15 protein-coding genes and 2 tRNA genes are annotated in these 18685 nt (G+C 46.3%); 3 read left to right on the top strand and 14 right to left on the bottom strand.

Annotated elements, in window-relative coordinates:
* Nucleotides 1-6: 6 nt before the first annotated feature.
* From HMPREF2955_RS09625 to HMPREF2955_RS09665, 9 genes are all read right to left on the bottom strand, one after another.
* Entirely contained in the window at nucleotides 7-1146 is a 1140-nt protein-coding gene (locus HMPREF2955_RS09625; RefSeq protein WP_070722973.1) for an efflux RND transporter periplasmic adaptor subunit, read from the bottom strand.
* 126 nt (nucleotides 1147-1272) lie between these two features.
* A complete protein-coding gene (locus HMPREF2955_RS09630) occupies nucleotides 1273-2514 on the bottom strand; it encodes an ABC transporter permease (RefSeq protein ID WP_070722975.1) in 1242 nt (413 codons plus the stop codon).
* A gap of 167 nt (nucleotides 2515-2681) precedes the next feature.
* Complete coding sequence (locus tag HMPREF2955_RS09635; protein ID WP_070722977.1) at nucleotides 2682-3944, bottom strand: ABC transporter permease; 1263 nt, start codon at nucleotides 3942-3944, stop codon at nucleotides 2682-2684.
* 26 nt (nucleotides 3945-3970) lie between these two features.
* Nucleotides 3971-4672, bottom strand: a complete 702-nt coding sequence (locus HMPREF2955_RS09640; protein ID WP_070722978.1) for an ABC transporter ATP-binding protein — start codon at nucleotides 4670-4672, stop codon at nucleotides 3971-3973.
* A gap of 399 nt (nucleotides 4673-5071) precedes the next feature.
* Nucleotides 5072-5704 (bottom strand): hypothetical protein, encoded by a 633-nt coding sequence (locus HMPREF2955_RS09645; RefSeq protein ID WP_139145534.1) that lies wholly within the window; start codon nucleotides 5702-5704, stop codon nucleotides 5072-5074.
* 79 nt (nucleotides 5705-5783) lie between these two features.
* Nucleotides 5784-7211 carry a hypothetical protein gene (locus HMPREF2955_RS09650; protein WP_070722981.1) on the bottom strand — a complete coding sequence of 476 codons (1428 nt, stop codon included), beginning with the start codon at nucleotides 7209-7211 and terminating at the stop codon, nucleotides 5784-5786.
* A gap of 202 nt (nucleotides 7212-7413) precedes the next feature.
* Nucleotides 7414-7485, bottom strand: a tRNA-Glu gene (locus HMPREF2955_RS09655).
* Between the two features lie 20 nt (nucleotides 7486-7505).
* Nucleotides 7506-7592 (bottom strand) — tRNA-Ser (locus tag HMPREF2955_RS09660).
* Nucleotides 7593-8240: 648 nt separating this feature from the next.
* A complete protein-coding gene (locus HMPREF2955_RS09665) occupies nucleotides 8241-8420 on the bottom strand; it encodes a hypothetical protein (protein ID WP_070722983.1) in 180 nt (59 codons plus the stop codon).
* Nucleotides 8421-8806: 386 nt separating this feature from the next.
* On the opposite strand from HMPREF2955_RS09665, the gene HMPREF2955_RS09670 reads away from it, so the two are divergent.
* Complete coding sequence (locus HMPREF2955_RS09670) at nucleotides 8807-9517, top strand: hypothetical protein (RefSeq protein WP_246830114.1); 711 nt, start codon at nucleotides 8807-8809, stop codon at nucleotides 9515-9517.
* Nucleotides 9518-11391: 1874 nt separating this feature from the next.
* On the opposite strand, the gene HMPREF2955_RS09680 is transcribed toward HMPREF2955_RS09670, so the two are convergent.
* The gene (locus HMPREF2955_RS09680) at nucleotides 11392-13485 is read right to left on the bottom strand and encodes a glycoside hydrolase family 97 protein (RefSeq protein ID WP_070722987.1); all 2094 of its coding nucleotides are present in this window, start codon (nucleotides 13483-13485) and stop codon (nucleotides 11392-11394) included.
* Nucleotides 13486-13774: 289 nt separating this feature from the next.
* On the opposite strand from HMPREF2955_RS09680, the gene HMPREF2955_RS09685 reads away from it, so the two are divergent.
* Complete coding sequence (locus HMPREF2955_RS09685) at nucleotides 13775-14782, top strand: S1 family peptidase (protein ID WP_070722988.1); 1008 nt, start codon at nucleotides 13775-13777, stop codon at nucleotides 14780-14782.
* Nucleotides 14767-15996, top strand: coding sequence for a GH25 family lysozyme (locus tag HMPREF2955_RS09690; RefSeq protein ID WP_070722990.1), 1230 nt, complete (start codon nucleotides 14767-14769; stop codon nucleotides 15994-15996). The genes HMPREF2955_RS09685 and HMPREF2955_RS09690 overlap by 16 nt, the downstream gene beginning before the upstream one ends.
* A gap of 225 nt (nucleotides 15997-16221) precedes the next feature.
* On the opposite strand, the gene HMPREF2955_RS09695 is transcribed toward HMPREF2955_RS09690, so the two are convergent.
* The 4 genes from HMPREF2955_RS09695 to HMPREF2955_RS09710 all read right to left on the bottom strand — a co-directional run bounded on the left by HMPREF2955_RS09695 (nucleotide 16222) and on the right by HMPREF2955_RS09710 (nucleotide 18615).
* Nucleotides 16222-16707 (bottom strand): energy transducer TonB, encoded by a 486-nt coding sequence (locus HMPREF2955_RS09695; protein WP_070723026.1) that lies wholly within the window; start codon nucleotides 16705-16707, stop codon nucleotides 16222-16224.
* Between the two features lie 126 nt (nucleotides 16708-16833).
* Nucleotides 16834-17319, bottom strand: coding sequence for an energy transducer TonB (locus tag HMPREF2955_RS09700; protein WP_246830115.1), 486 nt, complete (start codon nucleotides 17317-17319; stop codon nucleotides 16834-16836).
* Between the two features lie 112 nt (nucleotides 17320-17431).
* Nucleotides 17432-17911: an energy transducer TonB gene (locus HMPREF2955_RS09705; protein ID WP_246830116.1), complete on the bottom strand. Its 480-nt coding sequence runs from the start codon at nucleotides 17909-17911 to the stop codon at nucleotides 17432-17434.
* 188 nt (nucleotides 17912-18099) lie between these two features.
* Nucleotides 18100-18615 carry an energy transducer TonB gene (locus HMPREF2955_RS09710; protein ID WP_246830117.1) on the bottom strand — a complete coding sequence of 172 codons (516 nt, stop codon included), beginning with the start codon at nucleotides 18613-18615 and terminating at the stop codon, nucleotides 18100-18102.
* Between the last annotated feature and the right edge of the window lie 70 nt (nucleotides 18616-18685).

Here is an 18685-nt window from a genome sequence, read left to right on the forward strand (position 1 = left end):
TTCATATTAGTAATGTCTTTTCGAGTCTCGTTTTTCATCAGTTTCGTTGTCTGTTGAGGCAACAACCTTTGGTCCGCGCACCTTGTCGCCGGCTTTCAGGCCACTCAATATCTGAATGTCGATACCATCGCTAAGCCCCGTTTTCACCTTCCTTCGTTCGTAAGTAAGTTCCTTTCCCTCGCCTTTGGGAATATAAACATAGGTGTCTTTGCCGCTAAACTCGATGGCACTTTCGGGAACAGTGAGGGCTTTGTTGGCCGCTTGCAACACTATTTCGGCGTTCGCGCTATATCCGCTGCGTATGTTTGTGGCCTTATCCACGTGCACAGCGGCCTTAATCTCAAACTGGTTGGCGCCATTAGCCTCTACCGCCTTGGGCGAAATATACTCTAACGAGGCCGTGAAGTTGAGGTTTTGCAATGCGCCGATGGTTATTTTCATCGTCATTCCCGGCTTTACATGCCCCACCTCGGTCTCGTCGATGTTGCCTTTAAAGATTAGGTCGTTCATGTTGGCCACGCTGGCAATGGTGGTTCCGTCGTTGAAGGTGTTGCTTAGAATAACCGAATTGCCCACTTTCACGGGGATGTCGAGTATAATTCCCGTGATGGTAGAGCGTATCAGCGTGGAGCTAGCCTTGGCGTTGCTCTTCGAAACACCGTCGCGCACCACCTGTAAGTTGTCGTCGGCGGCCGACACTTCTTCTTTGGCCTGCTGGTACACTTGCCTTACCTTCTCGTATTCTTGTGCAGCCACCAATCCTTTGTCAAACAAAGTCTTCTCCCTATCATATTCGGCCTTGGCCTGTTCCAGGTTAATCTTGGCCAGTCTTACTCGCGCTTGTGCGCCGCTAAGCTGTCCCATGTCGGGTATAACCTTCACTTTGGCAATCACTTCGCCTGCCTGTATGGGTTGTCCCGCCTCCTTCATAATCTCGGTAATGATGCCCGAAATCTGCGGTTTCACGTTCACTTCGTTGCGCGGTTCTATGCGCCCGGTAATAACCGTGGTCTTTTTCAGGTCCTTAACACTGGCCGTCAGCTCGGTGTATTGTTCGGGTTGGGGCTGCGATTTTGCCCAGAGAAACACGAATGTGCCTACGAACACGATGGCTATAAGCACTGCCACAATGATTTTCTTCTTCATAACGTCATTCCCCTTGTTAGCCTTTCGTGTTGCGAGGGCGTTGTTTTTGGGGTCTCCTTTGTTAATGTTTTTATGTCTTATTGTTTTGTTTCGGTATGGTTTTTGGGCGTAAGCCGGCCCCTTTTGTCACTCGTCGCGCATGGCATCTACGGGCTTAATGTTCATGGCACGCAATGCCGGTGCAAGTCCGGCAAGCACGCCAAGCACGCAAAGAAACAGAACTGCGCCCACGGCCGTGGTGAAGTTGATTTGGTAATGGGCGCTTACGATGCCGTCGGTGGTGCTGGCCATTTCGGCCAATTGCAGTATCATCACCGTGAAAACGATGCCCGACATGCCCGCGACGCCGATAAGCGTGATGCTCTCGGTGATAATTTGGGTGAGAATGTTACGCGGTGTTGCCCCGATAGCGCGCCTTATACCTATCTCGGTGGTGCGTTCTTTCACCGTCACCATCATGATATTGCTCACGCCGATGGCTCCTGCCAGCAACGTACCGATGCCTACAAGCCATGCCAAGAAGTCCACTCCGCTGAACAAATTGTCCATCATATTGAACATCGCCTCCATGTTAAAGGAGGGTAATGCCTTCTCGTCGGTGGGGTCTACATGGTGAGCGCGCGCCAACACTGCACGTATCTTGGGCGCAACATCGCTCACTTTGTAACCCTTATGGGCTGTAAAACACAACAGGTGGATGGTGTCGCCCATGGCGAAGGCATCGCGCATCACATTTATTGGTACAACGACAGACTCTTGTGCGCTACCATTAATGTTGATCTTACCAGGGCTATAATCCACGCCCACAATCTTAAAGAACACAGAACCTATGCGAATATCCTTTCCACAAGGGTTTCCGCCCTTCGGAAAAAGTGTCTTATAAACCTGCTTTCCTATGATACATACCTTACGTTTTTGCAGGTTGTCTATGTCGTTAAGGTAGCGTCCGTAATAGATGTCGGGTGCTTCGATGTCCTCATAGCTTTTTTCTAGTCCCTTAAACACGCACGATGCTTTTTTGTCTTCGTACACGGCGGTAGACCCCCATTTGCTAATCAAGGGCGTAACCATTTCTACTTCTGGCACTTGTTGGCGCACTCGTTCCAAGTCTTTGTACGACATGCTCCAGCTGCGCCCCTTTTTCAGCCCATCGTAGGGCTTGGTTGTGTTCATGGCAAAGAACATACCCGAGTTGTTAGCAAAGCCTTTGAATGTGTTCGACAGCAGCTCACGCACTCCTTTACCTCCGCCCAACAGTGCCACGAGCATGAAAATGCCCCAGAAGACACCAAAGCCCGTAAGGAAACTTCGCGTCTTGTTGCGCGTTAGGGTGTCGAGTATTTCTTTGTATCTGTCGAGATCTATCATTGTATATGTGAGGTGTTGAGGTGGTGAATTTATAAGTTTATGCGTTCGGAAGTGGCGTTTTATGGACTTATGCGTTTGGGGGAAACAGGTTGTGCGGGGCTTTTGCCGCTCTTCTTCCTGCCTGCTTCGTTTCTTCTTGCCTCATTTCGTCAGGCCGTTCCGTTCTGCTAGTCCATCGCGTTCAGTGCCTCTATGGGTCGTGTTTTTGCCGCTTTGCGCGCAGGAACAAGACCAGCTATGGTGCCGGCGATAACGATGAGCAGCGTGGCTTGCATGCAGACGGCAAAACCCACGGTGGGATTGACGAACATTTTCTGTTGAAACACGCCCGTATCTAGTGAGGAATTGCCGATGGTGGCATCCATCCAAAGGTTTGCGCCGATGCCAAGCATCATGCCAATATAGCCAAAGAAGAGGGTGATAATTACGCTCTCGGTGATGATGAGCTTTAATATCGACCACGGCGTTGCGCCAATGGCCTTGCGTATGCCAAACTCGCGGGTGCGTTCTTTTACGGTGATGAGCATGATGTTGCTAACCCCCACAATGCCGCTAAGCAGTGTAAAGATGCCCACAACCCACAGGGCGGAGCGTATAATGGCCGTGCCCGTGTTCATTTGCAGGCTGCTGGTAAACCTGTTCGATATCCAAATGGCCTCTTCATCGTCGGGCGCGGCGTCGTGGCGAGCGTTAATCTTGCGGCGATAACTTTGCTCGAAGGCCTCATTAGCAGCTTGTGTGTCTAGCCCCTTAAAGCTAAATATGATGTTTCCCGTTTTGTCGCCCTTATTATATATGGTGCGTACGGTGGTAAATGGTGCGTACGAATTATTTCGGAACATGCTCTCGTCGTCCGAGTAGATGCCCACCACGAGGAAAGCCAAGCCGCCCATCGTTACTTGTTGCCCCACAACGCCTTGCCAATTGTTGGGCATCAGCCCTTGTGCGCGGCTTTTGCTAATCACCAACACCTTGCGTTGCTCCTCCATATCGGTTTGGTTGATAAATCTTCCGCAGATCATTTTACGCTTGTTGATGTCTATTTCGTTGGGATAAACGCCCGTTAGCGATGCCGTTTCGTACTTGTCGCCCAGCGTGATGGTTTGGTCGCCCAATTCTATTTCTGCGCCAACGGTCTCGATGTTCTGCTTAAATTGGTTTTGCGTGGTATTGATGTCTTGGTCGTTCAGTGTGATAGCGCGGTCTTTGGGCAGGCCGTTATATTCCTTACTTGTATTTCCGCCTTCTACCATCATCGAGGTATCAAGAAAGCGGTCCATGTTTTGTGTGGCGGCATTGATAAGTCCGTTGCCTGCACCCAGCAAGCAAATCAGCATGAATATGCCCCATGCCACGGCAAAACCCGTGAGTGCCGTGCGCAGCTTGTTGCGTCGGGTGGTCGACCATATTTCGGCTATGAGCGTGTACATAATTGCTTCTTGCGGTTAAGTGTGGTTTATCTGTGCAGGTGTGTTTGGGGCTTTTTGTTGTCTCCTTCGTCAACAATCAGTCCGTCTTTAATCCTTATCAGCCTGTCTGTTTGTTCGGCCACGCCAGGGTCGTGGGTCACAACCACAGTGGTAATGCCTTCGTTTCTGTTTAGGCTGGTTATCAGTTGCATCACCTCAACGCTGGTTTTAGAGTCGAGTGCGCCCGTTGGTTCGTCGGCAAGTATTATTTGTGGCTTGGTTATTAGTGCCCTTGCTATGGCCACGCGCTGCTTTTGTCCGCCCGACATCTCGTTGGGGTAGTGGCTGGCCCATTGTGCAAGCCCAAGCTTTTCTAGGTATTCCATGGCCATGGTGTGGCGTTTCTTGCGCGACACGCCTTGGTAAAACAAGGGTAGCTCTACGTTTTCCACAGCCGTTTTAAAGCCAATGAGGTTGAAAGATTGGAAAACAAAGCCAATCATACGGTTGCGATAATAGGCGGCGCGCCGCTCGGTAAGGTCCTTAATGAGCGTTCCCCCTAGGCGATATTCGCCTGTGTCGTAGTTGTCGAGAATGCCGAGGATGTTCAAAAGGGTTGACTTTCCCGACCCTGATGCGCCCATGATGGACACAAACTCGCCGTCGCCGATGGTGAGGTTGATACCTTTGAGCACGTGTAAGGGCTGTGCACCAAAGTATGTTTTGTTGATGTCTTTTAGTTCAATCATACTGTATAGACGTTAGGCAGACATTAAAAGTTGCACTTTCATTACATTATTAAGCGAAATTCTGTCGTGATTGGAAAGAGAACTATGTACTAAACGTTAGACTGTTGAAAAAAGCCTATCTCCTTTGTGTGAAGGTAGCACCTTAAAATGGGATAGCAAATTTTTATAATGTTTTAATGGTTAGCTTGTAAATAGTAACTATTCAGCAATAATGAACGTTGATTATCAAAAACTTATAAACGTAATATTGTGGCAAAAAGGATCGAAATGACATTACTTTACCAGAATTTGTATGTGTCTGTTTGTGTAACTTATTGATAATCAACAATAGCTTATACGCCTTATTGCTGAATAGTTACTGTAAATAATCACACAAAAAGCCTTTATTGGGGATTTTTGTTAGCATTTATCCTCTTTCTTCTTGCAGCAATCTTCCAAAAAAAGAAGTATTGCATCTGACATTACACATGTACGTATTCCATCAAATTTCACTCCTAAGAATTTATCCATTGCTGTGTTATTTATAATATACATTTGTTTATCTTGATAGATAATATTCTTTTTCAATAGAGAATCTATAACTTTTTTACCAATGTCTGTTTTCCCAATTCTGTTGTCAATTTTCGCTTTAATCTTTGCTAATTTGCCTTTACTATGTGATCTAAACATGATAAGAGTTCTTCGTAATTTTTGGTAAGCATCACGCATTTCAGGCGTCAATCTAGCATTCTTCTTGTAATCTTCAACAGCGTATTGAGAGAAGGGATATTCTACTCTTCCTGGATAAATTACGACAAGATGGTTACCAACTTTCTCATTGTTACAAATGGTGGGATAGTTTCCTGTATCAGTAGCAACAATCATTTCGTCAGGTTCGATGACAACCTTACTCTCGGGCTCTCTGTTGCATATGTTTATTTCATCAACACATATTTTAATTTTTTTGCAACATAAGTATGTAGGGGACGTAATATCAATTTTATTGCCTGCCAATCTAAGTGTGATTGGTGCATCAATTGTTATGTCTGACATGCTTGATGTGAAAACTATTTCTTCATCCTCTTTAAAATTAACTTTGTACTCGTACGAAGTCATTTGTTCATTTGAACCTTCAAAAAAAAACTTCTGCAGTACCAGTTTCCGCCTTCTCGGAGACCAACGACATTAGATAATAATTGTTCTTAGTATCCAAGGCCTTAATGGAGGCATTTAAGTATGGTAACAATGATAATTCAAGAGCCTTAGACTCTTTATTTAGTTCATGGTAGATGTAAAAAAACATATAGGAATTAGTGTAATTTTCCTTCAAATATCTATAAACCATGTCTTTATACTCCTTTATTGAAATTAATCGAGCCAAAATATAGCTTTCAAAAACGATGTTTGACGGTTTCCTCCCATTTAAGAAAGGATGTTCTATTATCCAGTCCTTTAGACCTTTTGTGTATTCCTGATTGAAATGTTCATCGTTTATTGGTTTGTATTTATACTCCTCTTGCAGCATGGTATATAGCACCCTTGCACATTGTTCTTCTGGTGTATAAGCTTTTTCGAACACTTGGCTAATAAAATTTGGCTGCCTTCCTTTTGTTATCCTTACTAATAAATTAGGCTTGACCTTTTGTTCTTTATCTCGTACTAAAATCCGTTCTACAATATCTAGAACAAGTGAAATTTCTTGAGCGTTGGTCTTCTTCAAATCCTCTAGAGTCTTTTGGTAATTAGTAACTTCTTCTTTGAAAAAAGTGGAAATTGCCAACAGTACAGGTGCATAGCCAATAAAATGCTCGTATTGTTTATTCTTTATTGCATGTTGATCTTTAAAGAAACCACCGATAGAATTTATTATATAATCACGCGTTTCACGATATTTTTCTTGATAAACTATACTCTCGCTTCCTATTTGTTTGTCTATAAATTCTTTTGCCTTCTCTATTGTAAAGGGTTCAATTTGGATTATACTTGTTCTTATCTTGCACTCTTCAAAATATAATGCAGCTAGTTCAACTGCATTGGTTCTCCCAAACAACACAAAGGGGGTTCCCTTTCCTGGCAACATTTCAACCAGATCCTTAAGATAATCAAAATATCCTTGGGTATTGGTCTTTTGGTAACCCTCATCAAGGGCATCTATTAGTAAGATTGCTTGGCCTTCTTTTATTCTCTCAAGAAACGTTGCCGCATCTCTAATTTCCAAATTCTTAAATATCGTACCAGTAAGTGAATTTCCTGCAACGACATCAGTTTTTCCAAGGTCAATAACAGGGCAACTCATATCTACGGATAGTTGTTTTACAAGTTCAGATTTTCCTGTTGCGCCTGCAGCTGATATCAATAAAATCTGTGACTCCTTCAGGTTAACATCTTTTCCATTAGTAGGCGATTGAATTGATAAGATAGGTGATATAAATTTGTTGTTACGTTCTGTATAAGCCCTAAAAGATTCAGAGCGGACTTTGAACTTAAAAGTAAAAGGCCGTAATTCGTCTTTGTTCAAGAGATTTTCCAAAGTTATTAATCCCAATGTATTATCTTTCATAATTAAAAAATATTTTATGAGTTTTCTCTATTTTTCTATTCTTTTTGTTCTACTTTTAAAAGCTTACATTCTATGCAAAGGTACAACAAAAACGTAACTATTCCATTTAAATTGTCTGTAAGGCTTGTCTTTGTAAGGTTGTTTTGCATTGGTTAACGCAAAAAGGGCTTTCGCGAACATGCGCAAAAGCCCTTTTTTGTAGTAGTGGATAGGGGAATCGAACCCCTATGCCAAGATTGAGAATCTTGTATCCTAACCGTTAGATGAATCCACCATGCGATTATTAAAACCGTGCGGAAGCTGGGGGATTCGAACCCCCGGTACGGTAACCCGTACGTCAGTTTAGCAAACTGGTGGTTTCAGCCACTCACCCAAACTTCCTTTTCCGTCGATGTTGAAAATCGCTTTGCTGTTAAATGCGGTGCAAAGGTATTGCTTTTTTTTAGTAGTTCCAAATTTTTTCGTGTATTTTTTGTTCCTGGTGGCTTGTAAAAAGTGCCTTCACTGCTTTTTAAGGGGCAATTGGGGCAGGATGGTTCGTTGGTGTGGTCCGTTTAATACCTGGCTGTTGGCCCACTTGTTTTCTCAAATTGGTTTGTTCAGCTAGGCATGGCAGCGGGCTACAACTTGCTCTTATGGCATTGGTGCGAGTGGGCGAATGGGGTAGGGTGATGGCTTTCGTGCGATGCAGGCCGTGGTGTGGAAACGTTATGGTCTTCTTTCTCTCGCGTACGCGCGCGTTATATTAAGGTCTGCTTTTGTGGAGGAAGCGTGGTAGTTGTGTGTTTAGGTAACGTGGATTGGTGATAAAGCAAGGGCGGACACAACGTGCAAAAGAGATGTGGGCATAGCTAAAAAAGGCGGCAGGGTGGGGCGGACGTGCTGTTTGAGGGGAGAATGTGATGCTGTTGACAAACGGAATGTATGGCGAACACCGAAGGAGAAGGATGGCTAACTGCCTGGATGAAAGCGATAAGGTAAAGTTGAAGAAGTGAAAGGTTATGCGATTTAGTTTACAAAATACGTTCATCACTTTTTAACGAAGGTCTTTTTGGTGTAAATCTTGTGCTTAATGTTTAATTTCTTTGTTCTAATGGTGTCGTTGTTTAGCTTAGGGGTTAAGTCTGTTTTTTGCTTGTTGTTGCCTAGTTTCTCACGCTTTCGGGCGTGTTTTCCCCTTCTTGCTGCAACTTTTATTTTCTTTTTCATATACGTCTTTTAACGTTAGTGCTAATGGTCTGACTATTCCTCTTTTGTGGTTTTTATTTTTCTGTTTGTCCACTTTTATGCCCCGAATGGTTTGTGTGTGCTTATTGGCGCAACTTAAAGGGTGTAACTAATGCGTATATTTATGTTAACGCGGTTTTAGCCTTTCATCTTTTTTCATTTTGCCTTAATCTATTTTATATTCTTGGGCTTTGAACGTGGCGATTTTCGGCCTAACTTTGCATCAGAGGTATTTAGGATAGTACAGCCGCCGGATGCCTCTTACAAGAAAAAGTTTAAAACCTGTGAAGGCGTTTGGCGGCTCTTTAATGTATGTGGATTTAAAGCAGTTTTCAAGTAATCATTGTTTAAAAAGAGATATTAAGCTTATGGAGAGTTTTACAAAAAGAGTAGGTACGTTAATGTTGTCGTGGACTTTGGCTGTCGTAGGCGTTTTCGGACAGACCGTAGACGACATCTGTTCGCAAAACGTTCGCCAACTAGGCGGATTGACAGCGGCAGCCAAGGTCAAATCGTTGCAACTGCAACAGGTGGTTGTAACACAAGGGGGCGAAATGCCCGTTACCACACTCTTGGTTCCTGGTGTAGCCTTCTACCAGAGAGTGAAGTCGCCTCTTGGCACGATGATGGTATGTGCATATAAGGACAAGGGATGGACTTTTAACTCCGCCCCAACGCCGCAAACAGAGCCAATGCCAGCCGGTATGGTTGAATCGTACATCATTGGGTCGAAGTTTCTTGGCCCGTTGTTCGACTATTATGTGAACAAAAAGACGTCGGACGTGGTGTCGCTTGCCTTCGTTGGCGAGAAAGATTTGGATGGTGAAGCCTGTTTTGAACTGGAAGTTCGTTACCGGTCGGGATATAAGATGATGGTGTGCATGTCGCGTAAAGACGGCTTGATAAGGCAAACCACGTCGCCCGCCGGGGTGATAAGGTACGAAGACTACCGCAATGTGGGTGGTGTGAAGGTGCCTTTCATGATGATGACAAGTACAAGGCAAGGGCTAGTTCTTACCCGAGTAACCAGTGCACAGGTTAATGTAGACCTTGAAGGCAAGTTGCTTGCCATGCCTTAAACGTGCAATAGGCACACAACGCCGCGATGGCGGATAGATTTTAGTTGTTATGTAAATTTAGTTGTTAAAGAAATTAGTGGTTATTTGGATGGGGCTCGAACGTGTTTCGGGTCCCTTTTGCGTGTTGTAGCGCGTGCAACCAACGGGGATTGTCGGTTTGCGGACACCCAACACCATTCGGTTTCTCCCTCTCATGCGGCGTTTGTTTAGGTGGGGGGCGCTTGGCTAACAGCCATGTTCTCGTTGGACATTGGGGGTAAGCATCATGCTAATAGTTGTTTATGGTAGAAAGATTTGCCGTTTGTAGCATGTTGACCCCAGCGTGGCAGTTGGTGCAAGTGGTGGAGATTTACTCTTTATTTTGTTCAAAGTGGAAGTTGTCTTTTTTCTGTTTACATAAAGCATAGCTCGATAACTCAACAACTCGACAACTCACAAACTCATCAACTTACCAACTCATCAGCTTGCCAACCCATCAACTCGCCCTCTCCCCATCTCGCAAATTCATCAACTTACCAACTCATCAGCTTGCCAGCCCATCAACTCGCCCTCTCCCCATCTCACAAATTCATCAACTTACAAGCTTATCAGCTTGCTAGCCCATCAACTCGACATCTCCCCATTTCGCAAATTCATCAACTTACAAGCTCGTCAACTCACAAACCCATCAATTCGCCACCTCCCCACCTCACAAACCCGTCAACTTGCCAACTCGTCAACTAAAAAGCTTAAAAATATTATTTTTTATTTTACAAAATCGCTCTGGTTTTATCGCCATTCTAGCGAAAATATTGGCTGTAAATTGGGCAAATTGGCACTATTTTCAGCTTTTCACATCTCTCACTCTGTCTCTTTTAAGCAAAAAAACTGCATTTTGCACCATTTTGCCTTTCTAGTTTGGTTGCCAACTCATTATTTTTTACGCTCAATTATCCGCTTTTAGCCCCTAAAACCCCACTTTTTAACTGCCGTTTTGCCCTTTATCGTCCTCTTTTTAATGGTTCGGAAAGGTTTTGTTTATGCTATAGTAGTGCATATTTATGCTTTTTATTTCGCGTTTAGCGGCATTTTGCGCTGCATTTAGCACCATTTTACCTTGCGTTTAGCACCAAAACGCATTGTATTTAGCACCAAAACGCACTGCGTTTTGCACCATATTGCACTGCGTTTTGCACCAAAATGCACTGGTTTTGGTGGTAAATAGGCCGAAATCTGGTACAAATGGCGGTTTGATGAATGTATATTCATTTTGCCTTCGTTTACAAGCAACCCCTTTTTGCATCAAAACCAACCTTCGCGAGAATCGATTTTTTTGGCAAGGTGAGCGGTTGGTGGGTAAAATGGGCACTCATAATGTTAAAATTCATACTGAAAAGCGGACAAAATGAGGGCTGGCAAGTGGATGTCTTGAAGAGTTTACGGGTTGACAAGTGGGCTATAATGGAATAAAGCATCAATTTTTCTGGGACTAAGGAACCTCCCTCGCCCGCAAACTTCAACACCTCGCAACCCACTTTAACGCACAATGCCACGTAAATAGCCCCTTGTTGTGTTGCATTCAGCGAGTGAATGCGTGGCAACTGCCAACTTCTAGCAATGCAGCTAGAATGCAATTGCTACACAACAAGGGGCTGTCTACGTGGCATTGAGCCATAGGGCCTGTGTGAGTGGGCTTGAATGGACGTTACGGGCTTAACCTGTGTGATGACTTCTTGCTGCACGCATTAGGCTTGTTCTGCCTTTCGCAACAACTGCAAAAGCATTTTTCTCTGCCTTATGTCGTGCCCATTCTTTTCTTACCTTATATAAGTGTATACGCACGGGGCATAAAAGCCTTATGGAAAAAAACAACAGCAAACCCTCGCGCCAAACCTTTATCGTTTAGGTACGATTGATATGGCGTAACCACCACCAGCCACGGCTGTGAGCGAAAGTTTGGTGGCAGAAGTCACCGTGCGACGTTCTATTCGATAAGCTTTTGGGTTAGTACGATAGTCGGCATCGGGTGCATCGGTGTAAATTGTTGCCTCGTATTTACGCCCTTTATCAAGGAACGACAGTGACAACTGCGACTTGTGGGGCGCATTGCCCGACACACAGCCCACAAACCAATTGTCGGTGCCCTTGGCTTTGCGGGCCGCCGTGATGTAGGCCATTGGTTCGGCCTCGATATATAGCGAGCGATCCCAGTCTACGGCCACGTCCTTAATGAACTGGAAGGCATCGGGATGTTTCAGATAGTTCTCTGGAAAGTCGGCCGCCATCTGCAACGGACTGTACATCGTAACATAAAGCGCAAGCTGACCGCAGATGGTAGAGTTTACATGCGAGCCACCTGCGCAGTCCATTTCGAAGATGCCAGGCGTGTAATCCATCGGCCCACCCTGCAAACGAGTGAATGGCAGTATGGCCGTATGCCCCGGTTTTGTGCCCCCGAAGGCCTGATACTCGGTGCCGCGTGCGCTCTCGTTGCCGATAAGGTTGGGATAAGTTCGGCACAAACCCGTGGGGCGAACCGCCTCGTGCGCGTTAATCATAATCTTATAATCGGCTGCACGTTTCACGGCCTCCAAGTAATGGTTCACCATCACTTGCCCATAGTGGTACTCGCCACGTGGAATGATGTCGCCTACATACCCGCTTTTCACCGCGTTATAGCCGTAGAGGTTCATCAATTTGTAGGCACGGTCCATGTAACGTTCGTAGTTCATCACCGACGACGACGTTTCATGGTGCATCATTAAGCGTACGTTTTTTGAGTGCGCATAATCGTTTAAGGCCTTGATGTCGAAGTCGGGGTAGGGCGTTAGGAAGTCGAACACCTTCTCTTTCATGTTTCCTGCCCAGTCTTCCCAACCAATGTTCCAGCCTTCAACCAGCACTTGGTCGAACCCATGTTCGGCGGCGAAGTCGATATAGCGGCGCACATTGGCGTTGTTGGCCGAGTGTTTGCCCGATGGTTTGGCCTTGGTATAGTCTGTTTCGCCAAGTATAACCGATGGGAATTGCTGCGTATAGGCCCAATCGCCCTTGCCCGAAATCATCTCCCACCAAACGCCTACGTACTTAACAGGGCGTATCCACGACGTGTCCGCGTACTTACAGGGGTCGTTAAGATTAAGAATAAGGTTTGATGCAAGCACTCGTCGTGCGTCGTCGGTAACGATCATCGTGCGCCAAGGACTGCGGAAGGGCGTGTGCAGGTAAGCTTTAACGCCCTTTGCATCGGGTGTAAGCCATGAGGTGAACACCATATCGCGGTCGTTTAGGTTGAGGTGCATTGCCGGATAGTCCACCAAAGCCGCCTCGTGCAGGTTGATGTACAGCCCTTCGGCCGTCTTCATCATCAGCGAAGTCTGAACACCCGTGGGCGAGAATGGGGTTTGCGACATGTTATTGGTAATTGCCCCCTTCATCTTCTGCCGCACCTCACTGAGTCGCGACTGGGTGTATTCGTACTCCTGTGTGTCGTAATCGCCAGGAATCCACCACGCCGTGTGGTCGCCGGTCATAGCAAACTCGGTGCGTTCGTCCTTCACCTGGAAGTAGTTCAGCTTTCCTTCTTGCGGAAACTCATAGCGAAAGCCCACTCCATCGTCGTAAACGCGAAAGCGGATGTTGAGCATTCGCTCGGTAGACTTTTGTTCGAGCCGCACCAACAGTTCGTTGTAGTGGTTTCTTATCGTGCGGTTCTCGCCCCAAACGGGTGTCCACGTCTCGTCGGCCGAGCCCTTTTCTTCGCCCACAAGCGTAAAACCTTCCAGCAAGTCGCCGCCCTTTACCAGTTCAAAGCCCAGGCGGCTAGGCTTGATAACGGCCTTGCCGCGGAAGGTTACGGTGTAGGTGGGCACCGAATTGTTAAGTGCGAAGTTTACCTTTACATCGCCATTGGGCGACTTAACTTCTTGCGCCAGGGCACTGAAAGCAGACAGCAGCACCAAGCATACAGACAAAACAAATCTTTTCATATTGTTGTTAGTTATTGAATAAACGTGTCATAAAGGTGGAACAACAAGGAAACGCGCGCTCGTTTCGCACACCTGTTCCTTTTGCAAAGATAAAATAAAATGTCGAAAATGGCATGTGACACCTATAGATATGTGCAAAAAACAATGCAAACGATTGCGTGCGCATGCGTTGTACATCTTGCAGGTGTACATTTTTTCGCGAGTGGGGGTGTGCAAGATTAGGATTTTTAGATTAACTTTGCACCGATAATCGACAACATAGGCGGGAAAAACGCCTAAGACCGGAACAATGAAAAGAAAGAAAAGAAGGATGAGCAAGGGCATGGCATGGAGTCTTGTGGCCGCCGTGCTGTTGGTTGGCGCGCTGGTTTATGCCGTGATGTGCTGTTTCTCTTCGCAACGACAGATGCGCAATAGCGTTGTGGTTGTGCAGAGCAACCTGTGGTACACCGTGGGTACAGGTGCCGACAAGGTGGTGTTTTTTGCCGAAGTAGCTCCCGATAGCACTTTCGCCGAGGCAGCAACAAGCCCCACAGACTTACTTAAAACGCCCTATCTCACCTCTGGATTTTGGGTTAACAGGTTTGCATTGCTGCCCTCGTGCAGTGGTAGAGTTGTCGCTGCCATGCCTCATGGCACAGCTGATAAGGGGAAATTGCCCACCGATGTGAACACGATGGTGCAGAAAACATTGGCCAAACTGCTTGCACAAGAGCGACAGTTAAGAAAAGAAATAAAGGAAACCAACTACTATATGAAGGTGCACGGCATGCAAGACGAAGGCTATACGGCCGTTTTGGCCTACGCCCATAAGCTGAAAACACGGTTGGCCGAGGTGCAAAAGGTGAGCAAAAGGCTTGCTGTATTGCGTAAGGAAAAGCAACTGCGGGTGTTGCGCCACACGCGTTATGCCCTGCTTTTCGACGGCAAGAGCATCGCTGCCAAATGTTTGCGCGAAGACCAACAATGGGGCTTGTGCCTGCTACAAACCACAAACGAGAGAAAGCCTTGGCGCGCAAATGCGCTTTCGGCCTTGCCTTGGGGCATGTCGGCAACGGGAGAGGTGCGCGTGGCAAGCGTGCCTGGATTGGGCCTAGACCCCTTGGCCACGGTTAAAGACAGTGCTGCTGTATGGGCGGCCAGTGTGCAAACGGATAGCGGCTTGCGCATGCACGCTGCGCTAGGACAGGCAGGTTCGCCCGTGTTCAGTGCGTGGGGGCGTTTCGTTGGAGTGTATAACGGTGTAGGTATAGTGCCTCGCAACATCATCGCCAAAATGCTATGGAACGAAAAATAAACCATCCTAAACGCTTTCTTTGGCTCACGGCATTGTTGGTTGTGGTACTTTTCGGCGCTTGCCACTTCGAGAAGAATACACTTAACGGCGACGGAACGGCGCAGGTGTTGCAACAAGAAGGCGACCTTTGCTACCAAGGCACGGTACTTCGTGGCCGCAGTCATGGCTATGGCGTGTTGTGGCTGAAAGACAGTGTGGTGTATGCTGGACAGTGGAAGGAGGGAAAACGGCAGGGAATGGGCACGGCGCACGACAGCAAAGGACGGAAAATTACGGGGCGTTGGAATGCCGACACGCTGGTGAGTGGCAGTCGCGAAGATGCCGCAGGTGTGTACGTGGGCAGCTTTAACAGTAAGATGATGGCCAGCGGACACGGCGAATATACGGGCAACGACGGCAGCCACTACGAAGGACATTGGGAAAACGATGCCCAAACAGGTAAGGGATTTGCCCTTACAGCGCAGCCCAAGGTGAAGGTTGGCGAATGGAAAGCAGGCCAATATCTGGGCGAACGCCTTACTTATACCACCGAACGCATCTATGGCATCGACATTTCAAAGTACCAACACGTTATCAACAAGCGCGTGCATCCCATCAAATGGAACCAATTGCGCATCATTCACTTGGGAACGGCTAGCCGAAAGGCCATTCATGGGCAGGTAAACTATCCCATATCGTTTATTTATATCAAGAGTACCGAGGGCAAATCGCTGCTCAATCCCTTTTACAAGGCGGACTATAAGCAAGCTCGCGCCCACGGTTTCAGCGTTGGCACTTATCATTTCTTCTCCATTTACTCGCCTGCTGCGGCTCAGGCGGCCCATTTCTTACGCCATTCGCACATATCGAAAGGCGATTTTCCACCTGTTCTCGATGTGGAACCCAGTCCGCAGCAGATTGCTAAGATGGGCGGTGCGGAGGTTCTCTTCAAAGCCGTTCGCACTTGGCTCACTATTGTGGAGCAACGAACGGGCAAACGTCCCATACTTTATATCAGTCAGCAGTTTGTTAATCGTTACTTGCCACTGGCTCCCGACATCAAGCGCGACTACGACATTTGGATTGCGCGTTATGGCGAATACAAGCCCGATGTTCACTTGGTGTATTGGCAACTTTGTCCCGACGGACGGGTGCAAGGCATACAAGGCGAGGTAGACATTAACGTGTTTAATGGCTATAAAGAGGTGTTCGACGAGTTTAAGGCGAAGTTGTAAATGGGCATTTAGTGTGATGTTTAGACTTTGTTTTTGTGGAAATTAAGTTGCTAAGGTTATAAGTGAGTATGTTCATGGAGTGACAATAGACCATAAGCAGAGCCATTTGCTGGCTTATAAGCTTGTCAACCCGTGTGATTTATCAACCTGTTAACTCGTTAATTTGTCAACTTGTCAACTTGCAAACTCGTCCACTGTCAGCAGCGTTACGGGCCTTATCTGTTTTTAGTTCAGCTTAAATCTCAAAGGTACACTATACCTCACGCGTACAAATCTGCCGTCTTGCTGGCCTGGCAACCAGTTGGGCATGGCCTTCATTACACGCAAAGCCTCGGCATCAAGGGCAGCATCCACCGCCCGTTCAACCTTAAAGTCAGACAGCGAACCGTCTTTTTCTACAATGAAACTCACGATTACGCACCCTTCCTTTTTGATTTTTTGCGCCGATTGGGGGTATCTGGCCGTCTTACCCAGATATTGCAGCAGTGCAGCATCGCCTCCTTTAAAGCATGGCATCAACTCGCATACATTGTAAACCTTATTGTCTACCTCAATCCGCTTGGGTTGTACGTACTTATTTCGCACTTTTCTCTGCGCATTCGCCCTTGCTGGCGCGAAGACAACAGCCATAAAGGCAAAGGGCAATACGGCAAAAAGTCGACAATCAAAGCCTACTAACCGCTTGCAGGCTTGCTTGTTCTTCATCTTCATACTTTTAAATGGTTGTGTATTGAGATTATCTTGCATTGAATTTGACTAACATGTAAAGACGGTTTGTTGCACAATAAGCGATGGAAGTTTGTCTGTTGAGAGGTCAACAGCTGGTTCACACCACATTTATGTCAGCTTAAAACCAACTGGTACGCTATGCCTTACGCGCACATTTTGACCGTTGTGTTTCCCCGGATTCCACTTAGGCATAACCTTCACAGTCTTTAAAGCCTCGTCATCCAGTTCAGGGTCTACCCGCTGTATGAACTTAAAGTCGCTTAGCGACCCATCTTTCTCAACGATAAAGCCAACCACAACACAGCCTTGTATGCCGAAGTCTTGGGCCCGTTGTGGATACCTTGTTACCTCCGAAATAAATCTCATCATTGCCTCTTCCCCTCCTTTGTAGGTGGGCATCTGCTCACACACATCGTAAACCTTATCGTCTGTGGTGGTGTCCTTCTGCGTTTGCGTGGTCTTCTCCTTCTCCTTCTTATCCTGCGCGTTCGCCCTAGCAGGAACGAAGACAACAACCAACAACATAAGGGCCGAAACGGCGAAAAGCAGACACTTAAAGCCTGCAAACAGATTAGGTGCTTGTTCGTTATTCATACTCATGATTATTTAAATGGTTATACGTTACAGCTATCTTGCATTGCTGTCACTTTGCAAATATATTAATTTCTTGGATGATAAGCAAGGATAAAAAAAGATATAAGGACACCTATTGCAAACAAATATGTATGGGCAGTAGGTATCTTACGCGCACACGTTTGCCGTTTTGTCTGCCAGGAATCCATTTGGGCATGCCCTTTATCACTCTTAGCACCTCGGCATCAAGGTCTATATCCACTGGTCGTAACACCTTAACGTCGGTTAGAGAGCCGTCTTTCTCGACAATAAAACCTATTACAAGACGCCCTTGCACCCCTCTGTCCTTAGTCTTGTCTGGGTATTTCAAGTTCTCTCCAAGGTATTTCAACAGTGCTGCATCACCGCCTTCGAAGATGGGCATCTGCTCACACACCTCGTAAATCTTATCGTCTGTGGCGGTGTCTTTACGCATTTGGGTGGTCTTTCCCTTTTTATCCTGCGCGTTCGCCCTAACAGGAGCGATGACAATAACCAACAATATGAGGGCCGAAACGACGAAAAGCAGACACTTAAAGCCTGCAAACAATTTGGGCGTTTGTTTATTCTTCATACGCATTTATTTATTAGATGCAACGTATTATCTCATTAAAGAAACGGATTAACCAACTATTAACATGATAAAAGGCCTTTCGCCAGCAAGTTAATGAGCCGACAAGGAGGGTGGAAGTAAGCCACTAGCCACCCCCACATTCGCTTGCCAACCCATTAACTCGTCAATATTACCAGTCTAGCTGTATGCTATTGTAATCTGAAAGACACAGGTACGTTATACTTCACGCGCACTAACTTGCCGTCTTGCTTGCCAGGAACCCACTTGGGCATGGCCTTTATCACTCTTACCGCCTCTGCATCGAGTGTCGGCGTTACCGACCTAACTACCTTTACGTTAGATACCGCCCCGTCTTTCTCTACAATGAAATTAACCACAACGCGACCTTGTTCTCCTGCTTTCTCGGCTGCTTCGGGGTACTTAATGTTCTCCGAGAGATACTTCATCAATGCAGCATCTCCACCCTTGAAAGTAGGCATCTGCTCAACCACCTCATACGCCTTATCCGTTGGTTCGGCATTCTTGATTTGTGCAGTGTCCTCGCCCGTTTCTGCTTTCACTTCAACTTTTGTGCCCTCCATAACTTGTTCTTGCACTTTCGTCTTTCTTTTGCAGCTGGCCATAAACACCAAGGCGAAAGCCAATGGCACGAAAAGCAGGTACTTATAACCTGCAAACGAATTTGTCTTTTGTCTATTCTTCATACTCATTAATTTATTAAATGGTTCTTTTTCCGTTCTTCTAAAAGTGCGTTTTCTCGCCATGACAATGTCC

The organism is Prevotella sp. HMSC073D09 (assembly GCF_001814145.1).
GTDB classification, from domain to species: domain Bacteria; phylum Bacteroidota; class Bacteroidia; order Bacteroidales; family Bacteroidaceae; genus Prevotella; species Prevotella conceptionensis.